Genomic DNA, 12,792 nt, shown 5'->3' with positions numbered 1-12,792 from the left:
TTTATCATCAGTTGTTCAAGGAATTGGAGAAGTAAGAAATGAATATGGTAGTGGACACGGAAAAGACGGAAAGTTTAAAGGATTACAACCAAGGCACGCTAAATTGGCAGTTGGTGCAGCCTCCACATTAGCAATTTATTTATTAGAAACTCACGAACTAAAAAAATAACTGGCTACAACACTAGTTAAACTTAATACGGACTTTAGGGCATTTAACCAAGCCCACAAAATCTTATTGATTTGGCTTTATAAAGAAAAAGATAAAACAAAATAAAAAGTTTTGGCTTGTGGCTATACCGAAACGTAAGTGCTTATCACTTGCCCTTCGTTTCTTATACTAACCGTTACACCTATATTATAAAAAATGGTAACAAAGAATAAATATTTATTGAGATTTTTAGTACTATTTATTGGACTGATAACCATACCATTCCCGTTTAATCTCATCCCTAATTTAGAGTTTGTTCAAAAATCAATTTTTGAACTTTATCAAAAAATTGTCCCTTGGATAGGAGATAAGATTCTGAACTTGGAAAAACCAATTACCATCTTTCAAAATAGCAGCGGGGATAAAACATACGATTACGTATTATTATTAATTCTATCGGTAATAGCCATTTTTGGGACGGTTATTTGGAGCATTCTTGATAGAAAAAATAGGGATTACGAAAAACTAAATTACTGGTTCATAGCATTCACAAGATGCTATTTGGGTTATTTTATGATTTACTACAGCTTTTTTAAAATAATACCGATACAATTCGGGGAAATCGCTTTTTGGAGAATGCTCCAACCATACGGCGAATCTTCACCAATGGGCTTAGCTTGGACTTTCTTGGGTTATTCTAAAGGCTACAACTTATTCATAGGACTTTCAGAGTTTATTGGCGGAATTTTACTTTTTCACAGAAAAACGAAACTTCTAGGTGGGCTTATCCTAATTCCAGTAACCGTTAACATTGTAGCCATAAATTTCTTCTATGATGTTCCAGTGAAACTTTTCTCCTCCGAATTACTACTAATGGCGGTTATTGTGGTAGCTCCAGATTTAAAACGTCTTTTCAACCTTATCGTTCAAAACAAGCCCACAAATAGAAGAGATTTAACTACCCCGATTGAATCGAGGAAATTGATTAGAGGTATCAATATCCTGAAATGGACTTTTCTTATTTTTATCCTTTACAAGACTATTGATCATACCACCCAGACGTATAAAACCCGACAGAATAAATCTGAATTATATGGACTTTACGAGGTAAAGCTTTTTACTCTAAATCGAGATACCATTAGGCCATTATTAAATCACGAGAAAAGATGGAGATATATATTTTTCGAATACCCAAATACTATTCAGTTTTCTCGAATGAATAAATCTAGATATGGGTTAAACTCAAAGATAGATACGGTAAAAAATCAAATTAGAATGACAGAATTCAAAGATTCAACCAAGACTTATAATCTTAATTTTAAAAAAACGGATTCTACTTTAAACATATACGGTGTCTTTAGGAAAGACACTATTTATTGTGAAACCAAGCGATTGGATAAAAAAGACTTTCGACTGACCTCCCGAGGATTTAATTGGATTAACGAATACCCATATAACCGATAAAGTAATTATGTTTAACAAAGAATAAAATCAATATATGACAACTAAAGAAACTTTTTGGGAGCGTAAAAATAAACTAAATGATGATTTTGTAGTACTTGGTTCTGTAGAGAATCCCTCAACTTTAGGTCAAATTTTAGCTTACGAAAAAAGTAGTGGTTATGTATTTAGTGAAGATGTAAAAGATTTTTTAATAACATTTGGCACCTTACTTTTTGAGGTAAAAGAAGAGGTGTGGAGAAGGCCAAAAATATACGACGTTATGCCTGCTTGGAAATTTGGGTATGGCTTTTTTGTTTACGGTTTATCTATGGATGAAGATACCCCAGATTGGATGACTTATGAAGAGAAAAACCAAGAGGCATTAGAGTGTAAAGAGAAAACCCTTGGGCAGATGTTTTTTAAGAAAACAGGAAATGGCTATAGAGCTTACACAAATAATGGGGTTATAACCATAGAACACGACAAATATGACGAAACTGATATTGAAATATTTGAAGGTAACATATACGATTTTTTGATTGCAGAAATAGATAAGCTAGAAGAAGATTATTTAGAATATATAAATGAGAAAGCTAGTACCTAATTTAAACCTTAGCAAGTAAGAGAACTAAACCCATAAGCAAATATGTTCATGGTTTTTTTTATGTGTTTATATTAAAATAGAAAGTTGTGTATATACTACAGAAAATATTTTTATATTGTAAGAAATGAATGTAATTATTGTATTTATACCTCCAATATGGATGAATAAACGCAATTAATTGTGGTTATTCACTAGTTGGCAAACATTTGAGAAAAACCGAAATGAAGATAATTCCGTCAGATAAAATTGAAATATTAACGACTCTTTCAAACCAAGAAGTCAGAAAAATATTGACGGAAAATATTCGACCAAAAAAAGGATTGAAAATTGGATTTAACAAATCCCAAGAAAAGGAATTATTTGAAGGAAATTTTGAGCAAGATAGATTTGAAATGCAACGAATAATAACTGGACGGAATTCTTTTCTTCCTCAAATCAAAGGACAAATTCAACCGAATATCAACGGAACTAAATTAGTTGCGGATTTAAAAGTTCACACTTTTGTAATTATATTTATGATATTCTGGCTGACTTTTGACGGATTTGCATTTATTATGGGAATTATTGGAGTTATAAATCAAGGCACTAATCCTTTTTTATTGATTTTTCCCTTAATAATGATTGGATTTGGAATTGGGTTGGTTAATTACGGATTTAACAGCCAAAAAGATAAGTCCATAAGTGACTTGAAGAGAATAATAAACGGACAAATAAAAGAAAAAACGTTTGCCAACACCGTATAAAAATAATTGCGGTTTAGTGCTTAATCAAAGGTCGTTGCGGGTTTGTAACGTCTGATTTTCCTTCGGAAAATCCTCGCATACAAACCCGCAACTATTCTTATACAAACACGTTACCACACATTAAAAAAATGAGCATATTCGCAGAAAATAAAATATATCCCGATGAAGAGATTCCATTTAAGGAACACTTCTCGCAATTTTATGATTCAATATATGTAGCGTTCTTGCCATTCTTTCTAATAAAAAATGAAACTAAATCGAAATCTTTTAAAGCTTCAGAACAAATAACTGTAGAACAAGCAAAAGTGGAAATGAAAGAATTAGAACCGCTTAAACTTGAGAACGTAAAAATTTTCACCTCAAACAAAGATTATCCGAAAGAAAAAGAGATTTATGAAAATGGAGTTCTAATCAAATGGAAAGAAATCGTTTCTAATACAGAGTTATCAGATAACATAGAATTAAATAGAGCCTTAAAAACATCCATTGGAGCTTATAAAAAGAAACTTGAACGACAAGATTTACTAAAAACCCTAAACGATTATACCGATTTAGAGAAAATTTGGCATCCATCAGAAGGCGGATTTGACTTATTTGCAAAAAAAGAGATTTACCAAACGTTTAAGAACTTCAATAAAGATACAATCATAATAGTAGACGAATTCTTTGAGAATAAAGTTGAACTTGATTTGACAAAATTTTCTGAATATGAGTTTATTGACAAAATAGATTTTAAAGACTATTATACTTATTCATCTGACCGAGAAATTCTATTCACAATCGAATGGGATAGTTATTTCTATTTAGTAGCAGTTGATAAAAACAAAATTGAATACATTGAAAACCACTTTGAAGGATTTATTGCGAATGAAAAAACCACTCATTTGTGGGATTGGAAAAAAGGAGAAATAAATAATATTCTGAATCCAAATACAACAGACAAGATAAAATCTTGGTGGAAAAAAATTATGAAATAAAAACGTGTGGTAACAATGTATAAAAAACATAGGGCTTTTGTGTTAACTCCAAAGTTCTGTGTTTTTTTTGCAAAGTCCGCCAAATCTTTTGATTTGGCTTTAAAAAAGAAAAGATAAAACAAAATAAAAAGTTTTGGCTAAGTGCTAAATCGGAAATTAATCGTTTTTTAATTCCCGTACTAACCATAGCCGAGACGTTGTGCATAATTTGAGAAAATGGGATTAGACATTAGTTTAAGGGTAAATAATGATAGTGAAGTAATCACGTCAGAATACTTTGAAAATAGCAATCTCTATTCTCTGAGCAGGGAATTTTGTAATCTAATGTGCAGACCAGGAGTAGTTGAACACATACCTGAATTTGACCAAATTGGAGAAATAACGAATATCAATATATCTCATTTGTACAAAATGACAGAATACCCAAGCGAAGAGGAAGAAGTGGATATGATTGAGTTTGCGGAAAATGAAGAAGAAAAGGAACGTTTAAAGTCTAATTTTGAAAAGAGAAAAGAAGATTTAAATGGAAATATAAACCAAGTAAAAGTTCTTGTAGAAAATTTAATCAATAAACTGAAAAACATTGATAATCTATACGAAAGATTAATAAAAACGGATTTTGACTCAATGAACTCTAAATACTATTTTTCGGACTTCAATAAAGACAAAGGAGAAGGTTATATTGGAAATAATTTTGGACAAGACTTGCGGAATTTCAAAAGATTTATTGACTATGCGATTGAGCGAAATTCTGAAACAATTTGGTTTGAATATGGATAAAAAACTATACACAACACTGTATAACTTCAATTATGGCTTCCCGACAGTTCGGGAGACTATGTCCAAATCCACTCGGAATTGCTAAAGCCAGTGCCAAACCGAATATTAACGCATAAACCTGTAACTGGCGGTTATACGAGACCGTTGACATTCATTGAATTCAAGAACACCATAAAAAAATATGAAACTAGGTAAAATAGTAATTATAGTTCTAAGCTTTATTTTAATTAATTGTAATAGGAAAGAAGAGAATTACAAGGATGAAGACAAGTTGTGTCAATTAGTCTTAAAAAGTTATGAGGATGACCAAAAGTACAGGCAAATTATGGTTGATCCATTTTTTGACATTTTAGATTCTATTAAAAAAGCAGATGGTATTTCTGATAAAGAATACGCAACTTTTACCGAGGAAAAACAATTAAAATATGGAAAAATTGCGAGAGCCATTGCTAATAAGCAAAAAAAGAATTTTACTGAAAAGCAAGAAGATTCTATTATGGAATTGCAAAAAGGACTAGATATTAAAAACACGAAATTATTAATTGATATTATTAAAAAAAGAGGCTTTCCAAATGACATTACTAATTGTGTTGGACCTCAATTTCCAGCTATGATTTTAAGGCATGCGCCAGATCAATATTGGAATGAAATAAAACCATTAATAACTAAAGAATATAAAGCAGGAAGAATGAATGAAAGTCAATTTATAATGGTCTTGAATCACATCAATGGTCGTGAAGATTTTAAGTTTACAAAAGAGAAACTAAACAAGATAGAAAGTCAATAATCATCTGAAATATCCAATTAACAAAATACCAACACTGTATAACCTCAATTACGGCGTCTCTATAATTCGGAAGACTATGTCCAAATCCACATAGAATTACTAACGTCAGTGCTAAACAAAAATAAATACTAATTTAATTCTGCACTGACCATAGCCGAGCCGTTAGTAACAATTTAATATACAAACAGGTTGTACTAAAAATTATAAATCGATAAAAAAACAATAATAATCAAAACAAGCAATTTAAGATGAAAAAAATAAACACATTAGCAACATTATTTTTAGCAGCATTATTTATGCATTCTTGCTCTTCAGAACCAAAATTGATAACATATGAACAGATAGCAGAAGTAGTTAAAGGCAAACAGCTTAGTGATATTTCTATTGATGCCTCAGGGGATTTAACCTATGACTTTCCGAGTTCTATTAGAATTCAATATGTAGATAATAGTACTACTTATTCACAAAAACTAAATAGTGAAGGATTATCAGAACCAAAAAAAGAAAGGCCTCTAAATGAAAAATTATATTACACAGCAACTTGGGAAGAACTACCAGACGTCGATGTAGATGTAGCCTTTACAAATGCTATTAATTATATTAAAAAAGAGAGTGATGACGAATTTGAATATTATACCATTTCTAGTATTTCTATTAGACCTACAAAAAACTGGAAAAAAGAAAAAAGTGTTACACAAGAAATAACAATTCAAGCTACTAAAAAAGGAGAAGAATCAGAGTATAAATTTAGTCATAAAAAAGTTTCTACAACAAAAAACTTTTATGAGTTTACCTTTAACATCTTAGAAAACTCGGAAGTGGAATTTAAAAAATAGGATACGGATAAATGTATATTGTATTAAACACTTAATTATGAAAAAAGGGTTTAACCACGCAACTAATCATACACAACGAGGCTAGCTATAATTTTATAAACCACTAGAATATTGAAAATCCCCAAAGCCATACTAATAACACTATTATTTCTCGTAATAAGCTATATCCCTTCACTCGGGTTAATTGGACTTTATAAATTTACAGAGCTATTTGGAGAAGGGGTTAATGACCATTTTTATTCTGTTGTAATTTTTGGAAGTCTGATTTCCTACTTTATTATTTTTTATCTTTTTTGGAAACCAAGACCAAAATTAAAGAAGGTTTTCAATATTAATAAATTGAATTTTGCAATATTTCCTTATCTATTAATTATTGTAATTGGACTTGGCTTTACGTGGCAACCAATATTTGATTTAGATAAAATAATAGATTACTACAGTACTTCTGAAATTAATATACATTCAAATAAATTTTACGGATTTACTCCCTTTTTTCTATATTTCAATTTATCAGCAATAATAATTGCACCGATATTTGAAGAGCTATTTTTTAGAAAATTATTATTTATTAAACTATTAGAATATAATAAGGTTTGGCCTTCAATACTAATTTCAAGCTTATGCTTTTCTGCAATTCATTTTGAAACTCCAAGCAACCTAATTCCAACTTTCGTCTATGGAATAATAGCTTGTCTAATTTATATAAAAACTAAAAACATTATTTATTTAATAGTCATTCATTTTTTTAATAACTTTTGTTCAATATTATATTCAGTTTATGGTGAACCGTTTTATGATTGGTTATATAACCTGAATTATGGGTTTACGTATTGGGCATTGGTTCTTTTTGGAATTTTGATAACTATTATGAGTGTTAGGAAAATAAGACAACTAATAAAACCTAAATGTAATGAGGATATTAGGACTTAACCCAAAGGGGTGTATATATTTATACCGATGCTCTGGGGTAGCTTTGTAGAAAAAGAATAAACCAATAGAAAAATTTACGCTGAGTTATTCTAAAAAAGCATTTTTAGATTTGTTTTAAAAAACATAATATATATAATGTTAACTTTATGAATAATGTCAAAAACATATTATCTTCAATACTAATAATAGTTCTTATAGTTTCGCTAACAGATTATTTTGGTTTTATTATTGGTTTTATAGCTACTTTTTTTATTATTCTAATTTACTTAGTTATGTTTCTCTTAATTAAAAATATAAAATTAGATAAAATACGTAATCAATTAGATTATTCTAAAATAAACGAACTTAAAGAAGGTTTGGTTAAAGTTAAAGGAGAAGCATTATATATAGAACCTATATATTCTACCTTAAAAGAAAAAAAATGTATTGGTTATTACCATAAAGTAGAAAAATTAAAACGTAATATGAGTGGTTTTAGACCAAGATATGTAACTTTATCTAATCAATTTATTTGTAATCCCTTTATTTTAAAAGATGAAACTGGTGAGGTGAATATTTCTAATGAAAATATTACAGTTTTGGCTTTATCAAAATCAAAAGTGAAATTTAGACAAGGAAAAAAACATACAGAAGAATTATTTAAAAATAATACTATGGTTGAAATTATTGGTCGTTTTTCAAAAAACAAAATTATAAAAGATGATAAAAAAAATATTTTTATAGTTATTAAAGTTAAAGATTAGTTTTTTAGGGTAGCACTAAAAGTGTATTGTTTACAACTAGTCATGCTTTTCTAATACAAGCATAAAAATAAAAACCTGTTACAGGCAGATAATCTAATACTATTTAAAAAAAAGATGAAAAAACTATTAATTCCTATTCTATTAATTTCATTTCTATTAATTGGGTGTAAAGTAAAAAATATACAGGAGAAAACGTTACAAACTTACTTTAGTTATGCAGAGAATCGTGAGCTATTAGTTAGTGCTCACCGTGGAGGAAAAGGTTATGTGGGTTATCCAGAAAATTGTTTAGAAACAATGCAGTACATTAAAAAGTACATACCTAATGCACTATTTGAAATTGATGTGGCTAAAAGTAAAGATGGAGTTTTGTTATTAATGCATGATAATGCGTTAGATAGAACATCTACAGGATCTGGTAGGGTAGACCAAAACAATTGGGAAGCGCTATCTAAACTTAAACTAAAAGATAATTTTGACTCTATTGTAGATTTTAAAATTCCGTTATTTAAAGATGTACTAGACTGGGCAAAAAAAGATAATGCCATACTTACTGTAGATATTAAACGAAGTGTAGACCCTGAAGAGGTATTGCATTTTATAGAAGAAAACAATGCTTTAAATCAGTCGGTTATTATTACCTACTCTACAGAAACGGCTCAAAAACTTTATAAATTAAATCCTAAGGTAGTACTATCTGTTAGTATTAGAAATATGGAAGAGTTTAACAGAGCAGCTAATTCTGGTATACCATGGAAAAATATGGTTGCTTTTACAGGAACAAGGTTATCTGACCCTTTGTTATATAAAAAACTACATGAAAAAGGTGTTATGTGTATGTTAGGTACTTTAGGTAACTTAGATAAACAAGCCGCATCAAAAGGAGATCACCTTTATAAAGAATGGGATAAACTTGGAATTGATATTTTTGCTGCCGATAGAGCATTGGAAGTACAAAAGGCTATTACAAAGTAGCATTAGTAGTCAGTTAAAATTTGGTTTAACTAATAATGTTTGTCAAAAATTAAAAAAATAAGCAACCAATTTGCATATAGAAACAAAAAAAACAAGAGTACAATGTTACAAGTGCATGAACCCCAAAAGCACTTGTATTTGTACACACATTAGCCAATTGCAAACCAATACTCGTTTTGTTATTCTTATGCACCCTAAGGAGTATAAAAAAGAAAAAAACGGAACAGGACTAATGACTAGTCTTCAGCTTAAAAATTCTGAGATTATAGTAGGTGTAGATTTTACTACAAATGCACGTGTAAATGAAATACTAAACATAGAAAATAGTGCTTCTTATTTACTGTATCCAGGTAAAGATAGTTTTAACCTATCTACAAGAAAAAGTGCTGAAGTGAGTACATTTATGGGTAATACTCCATATATTTTTATTTTAGATGGTACTTGGCCTTGTGCCCGTAAAATGCTTAAACTAAGTAAAAATTTGCAAGAGCTAAAAAGGGTGAGTTTTGATAACAAAATTAAATCAAAATTTATTATTAAACAGCAGCCAGAATCTCTTTGTCTTAGTACTATTGAGTCTGTCTACACCGTTTTAAATTTGCTTAAACAAGGTGGTTTAGAAGAATGCAATACTGATGGTTTTCTTATTCCTTTTGAAAAAATGATAGCGCATCAACTAGATTATATGCTAAACCCTAGTAGTAAAAACTACAATTTAACTACAGGTAATAAGCTTATTGTTAAAGATATGTACAAGAAAAGCACTGAGCGAAATATTATTTTTGAAAGTGAAGATTAGTTTCTTCTATTGTTACCTTTAGTTGGTTTTTTATGAGTTAAATTTAATAGTTATAAATTATTAGAAGTAAGGATGTAAGTGTTTTTATAGATGTCTTACTAAAAAAAATAATAACGCAACTACAAGTAAACAGTTAAAGGTGAATAAGAAAAAATTAGCAATAATTGGTGTAGGTCCTAGAGGGTTGTATGCTGCAGAAAATTTTATAACGCAATTAAGTGTTACAGAAAGCTCAACTTCAGTAGAACTTTTACTGTTTGAAGAAACAGGAGATTTTGGAAACGGACAAGTATACAATACAGAGCAAGTAAAATCTAACTGGATAAATATAACAGAGCGTATACTTACGTTACCTAAAAGAGATGAGGTAGTATACAATGGTATTACTATTCCAGGTTTTTCTTGTTACCACCAATGGGCAAATTTAAACTATGATGAAATAGATGGTGCCGAAGCAGATACATATCCGCCAAGAGCAAAAATAGGAGCGTACTTAAAGCAACGTTTTACATCATTTATTACACCACTGTTACTTCATAAAATGGCTTTTTTATATCAGCAAAAAGTAACCAATATACAAATAGAAAATAATGCTAAAGTTAGTATAACTACTCCTAATAAAACCTATACTAATTTAGATGAGGTATTACTTACCATAGGTCACCAACCAACTTACGTTACACAACAATTAGTTAAATGGCATAGTAACTTTAAAAACAATACCAACGTAAAGCTTTTTTTAGATCCTTACCCTGTTAAAAATTATATAGACGTTACTAATACAAAAAATAAAACAACAGTAGGAGTTAGAGGTTTTGGTTTAGCTATGTTAGATGTTATGAGGGCAGCAGTTGCTAAACAAGGTACTTTTAAAATTACAGAAGAACGTACCCAAAAGTGTCAGTTTAATACAGGTAAAAATGTAAATACTGTAATAGTACCTTTTTCTTTAGATGGTTTGCCTCCAGTTCCTAAGCCATTGAATAAAAAGATAGATGATTTATATAAACCATCTGATGAACAGATTTATAATTTTGAAAAAGAGATAGGAGATAAAACAGCGCAAAGTAATGCTACAGGAGTAGATTTTTTAGTATCTGCTATAGCGCCTATTGTTGCAAGTATTTATGTCTCATTACCACATACATTAGAAGCTCAAAACTACACGCTTAAACAGGTTGAAGAAGCCGCATTTAAATGGATAACGAATCAGAATTACAAGCATAGCTTACTATTACCTACAGCAACACCAATTGTGGCCTTGCTTAATAGTTATATAGGTATGGCTACAGCTACAAATGCAATAAGTTTAGACTTTTGTGTTGGGCAGGTTTGGAGGCATTGTCAGCCATCAATATATAAACAGTTATCTTATAATAATTGCAGCAATAGTGTTTTTGCAAAAATTATAAAGTTAGATGAAGAAATTAAAAGATACTCCTATGGTCCGCCGGTAGAAAGTATACAGCAAATGTTGGCGTTGGTTAAAGCTGGTATTTTAAATTTAGATTTTGTGAATAATCCCGAAATTGAGTTGTCTAATAATGGATGGGTTTTAAAATCCAAAGATAAAAGTATAGTTGCCAATATAATGGTAAATTCGGTATTAGATGCTCCAGATATTACAGCAGTTAAATCTGACTTAGTTAAAAGTTTGCTTCATAACGAGTCTATAAAAATAGTAAACGATAATCTTGGAATACACACAACTAAAGAAGGCTATCTTGTAGAAAAAACCACAGATAATATATTACCAATAGCCTTACTTGGTAGGTTAGCCAAGGGAACTGTTATAGGCGTAGATGCTATATTAGAATGCTTTGGAGATAGACCTATAGAATGGGCAAAAGCAGCTGTTAAAAAAAAATAAAGCAAAAAATGTATTAGAGTGTGTATATCTTAAAAGTTAACATTTTGGATAGTTACGGTTTTTGTCTTTTAGGTTTATATAAAACGAATATAAATGCGTAAAAAATAACTAAAATAAGAATCTAAAAACCAAAATATTAAAGTAATAATTAATTAAAAATCATAAGCCCCAAAAACATATTTGTTTATGGGGTTTTATAATTCTTACAATTTTACCTAGAACGCAGTAGCGAATATCCGTACTATAAAAAAAGTTATATATTGTAGGAAAATTAGTTTGTAATTTGCCTTGTATATATAATTAATAGAAATGGAAAAATCAGAATCTGGACAACCAATTTATAGGTATAATGAATCTCAAAAAAAAGAATTTGAAATAGCTTCCGGAGAATCTTCAATAAATGAAATATCTGACCACATAGAAAAACACATAGGAAAAATAGATATGGTTTTTCATGAATTAGTTTCAGACCAAGTTCACATAGATGTTCATTGGGTTAAGCCTACAAAAGAGTTTCCTTACCATATATTAGTAACATCAGGAATGAGTGATAAACCTATGGAAACTCCGGAGGGTGTTACTAACTGTGAATATGCAGAGTTGAGTATATGTTTACCTCAAGAGTGGAAAATTTCAGAGGAAGACTTTAAAGATGAAAAAAATTATTGGCCAATAAGACTACTAAAATATTTAGCAAGATTTCCGCATGAATATAGTACTTGGTTAGGTTACGGACATACAATTCCTAATGGAAACCCAGCTAAACCTTTCGCAGAAAATACTAAATTGAATACAACTATTTTATTGCCTTCTGTAATTTTTGGAGATGACTTTTTTACATTAAAATTAAAAAATAAATCAATTAACTTTTATGCACTAATTCCTTTATACCAAGAAGAGGTAAGCCTTAAGCTTAAAAAAGGAACTGAAGCATTATTTGATGGGTTTGATAAATTTAAAGTAAATGATATTGTTAGTGTGGATAGGCCTAACACCGCTAAAAGAAAAAAGATATTAGGAATATTTTAAATTCTAAAAATTAGAGTAAGTAAAGTGCTTTTTAATACAAAAAGCGATAAAAAAATATAACAGATATAATAGATAATTAATATGAAAAAAATTATACTAGTTTTAATTATGCTTCCTTTGTTGCTACA

At 29.6% G+C, this 12,792-nt stretch carries 13 protein-coding genes; all 13 read left to right on the top strand.

Translation table 11 applies throughout. The features are described from left to right. Positions 1–364 precede the first annotated feature (364 nt). Positions 365–1,612, top strand: a complete 1,248-nt coding sequence (locus ABJD66_RS14700; protein ID WP_348132999.1) for a hypothetical protein — start codon at positions 365–367, stop codon at positions 1,610–1,612. Positions 1,613–1,646: 34 nt separating this feature from the next. After that, the gene (locus ABJD66_RS14695; protein WP_348132995.1) at positions 1,647–2,195 is read left to right on the top strand and encodes a hypothetical protein; all 549 of its coding nucleotides are present in this window, start codon (positions 1,647–1,649) and stop codon (positions 2,193–2,195) included. Positions 2,196–2,416: 221 nt separating this feature from the next. Continuing rightward, a complete protein-coding gene (locus tag ABJD66_RS14690; protein ID WP_348132992.1) occupies positions 2,417–2,938 on the top strand; it encodes a hypothetical protein in 522 nt (173 codons plus the stop codon). A gap of 128 nt (positions 2,939–3,066) precedes the next feature. After that, a complete protein-coding gene (locus ABJD66_RS14685; RefSeq protein ID WP_348132989.1) occupies positions 3,067–3,915 on the top strand; it encodes a DUF2711 family protein in 849 nt (282 codons plus the stop codon). Positions 3,916–4,131: 216 nt separating this feature from the next. Continuing rightward, on the top strand, positions 4,132–4,695 hold the full coding sequence (locus ABJD66_RS14680) for a hypothetical protein (RefSeq protein WP_348132986.1): 564 nt from the start codon (positions 4,132–4,134) through the stop codon (positions 4,693–4,695). Positions 4,696–4,876: 181 nt separating this feature from the next. Continuing rightward, a complete protein-coding gene (locus ABJD66_RS14675) occupies positions 4,877–5,482 on the top strand; it encodes a hypothetical protein (protein ID WP_348132983.1) in 606 nt (201 codons plus the stop codon). Positions 5,483–5,730: 248 nt separating this feature from the next. Continuing rightward, on the top strand, positions 5,731–6,318 hold the full coding sequence (locus ABJD66_RS14670) for a hypothetical protein (protein WP_303541131.1): 588 nt from the start codon (positions 5,731–5,733) through the stop codon (positions 6,316–6,318). Between the two features lie 111 nt (positions 6,319–6,429). Continuing rightward, positions 6,430–7,248, top strand: a complete 819-nt coding sequence (locus ABJD66_RS14665; RefSeq protein ID WP_303541133.1) for a type II CAAX endopeptidase family protein — start codon at positions 6,430–6,432, stop codon at positions 7,246–7,248. Positions 7,249–7,394: 146 nt separating this feature from the next. After that, positions 7,395–7,991 carry a hypothetical protein gene (locus tag ABJD66_RS14660; RefSeq protein ID WP_348132979.1) on the top strand — a complete coding sequence of 199 codons (597 nt, stop codon included), beginning with the start codon at positions 7,395–7,397 and terminating at the stop codon, positions 7,989–7,991. Between the two features lie 114 nt (positions 7,992–8,105). Next, entirely contained in the window at positions 8,106–8,966 is an 861-nt protein-coding gene (locus ABJD66_RS14655; protein WP_348132976.1) for a glycerophosphodiester phosphodiesterase family protein, read from the top strand. A 70-nt stretch (positions 8,967–9,036) separates the two neighbouring features. Further along, positions 9,037–9,765 carry a tRNA-uridine aminocarboxypropyltransferase gene (locus ABJD66_RS14650; RefSeq protein WP_348132973.1) on the top strand — a complete coding sequence of 243 codons (729 nt, stop codon included), beginning with the start codon at positions 9,037–9,039 and terminating at the stop codon, positions 9,763–9,765. Positions 9,766–9,904: 139 nt separating this feature from the next. After that, complete coding sequence (locus ABJD66_RS14645) at positions 9,905–11,635, top strand: FAD/NAD(P)-binding protein (RefSeq protein WP_348132970.1); 1,731 nt, start codon at positions 9,905–9,907, stop codon at positions 11,633–11,635. Positions 11,636–11,944: 309 nt separating this feature from the next. Beyond that, on the top strand, positions 11,945–12,664 hold the full coding sequence (locus ABJD66_RS14640) for a suppressor of fused domain protein (RefSeq protein ID WP_348132967.1): 720 nt from the start codon (positions 11,945–11,947) through the stop codon (positions 12,662–12,664). Positions 12,665–12,792 lie beyond the last annotated feature (128 nt).

This window comes from Cellulophaga sp., assembly GCF_039943695.1.
Taxonomy (GTDB): domain Bacteria; phylum Bacteroidota; class Bacteroidia; order Flavobacteriales; family Flavobacteriaceae; genus Cellulophaga.
Note: the sequence above shows the minus strand (reverse complement) of the source record. Positions and strands in the feature narration are given on the sequence as shown.

Excerpts from the sequence above, each read along its gene's own strand:
- ABJD66_RS14700 (WP_348132999.1), top strand. The coding sequence starts at position 365 with ATGGTAACAAAGAATAAATATTTATTGAGATTTTTAGTACTATTTATT.
- ABJD66_RS14675 (WP_348132983.1), top strand. The coding sequence starts at position 4,877 with ATGAAACTAGGTAAAATAGTAATTATAGTTCTAAGCTTTATTTTAATT.
- ABJD66_RS14685 (WP_348132989.1), top strand. The coding sequence starts at position 3,067 with ATGAGCATATTCGCAGAAAATAAAATATATCCCGATGAAGAGATTCCA.
- ABJD66_RS14655 (WP_348132976.1), top strand. The coding sequence starts at position 8,106 with ATGAAAAAACTATTAATTCCTATTCTATTAATTTCATTTCTATTAATT.
- ABJD66_RS14680 (WP_348132986.1), top strand. The coding sequence starts at position 4,132 with ATGGGATTAGACATTAGTTTAAGGGTAAATAATGATAGTGAAGTAATC.
- ABJD66_RS14640 (WP_348132967.1), top strand. The coding sequence starts at position 11,945 with ATGGAAAAATCAGAATCTGGACAACCAATTTATAGGTATAATGAATCT.
- ABJD66_RS14670 (WP_303541131.1), top strand. The coding sequence starts at position 5,731 with ATGAAAAAAATAAACACATTAGCAACATTATTTTTAGCAGCATTATTT.
- ABJD66_RS14690 (WP_348132992.1), top strand. The coding sequence starts at position 2,417 with ATGAAGATAATTCCGTCAGATAAAATTGAAATATTAACGACTCTTTCA.
- ABJD66_RS14660 (WP_348132979.1), top strand. The coding sequence starts at position 7,395 with ATGAATAATGTCAAAAACATATTATCTTCAATACTAATAATAGTTCTT.
- ABJD66_RS14695 (WP_348132995.1), top strand. The coding sequence starts at position 1,647 with ATGACAACTAAAGAAACTTTTTGGGAGCGTAAAAATAAACTAAATGAT.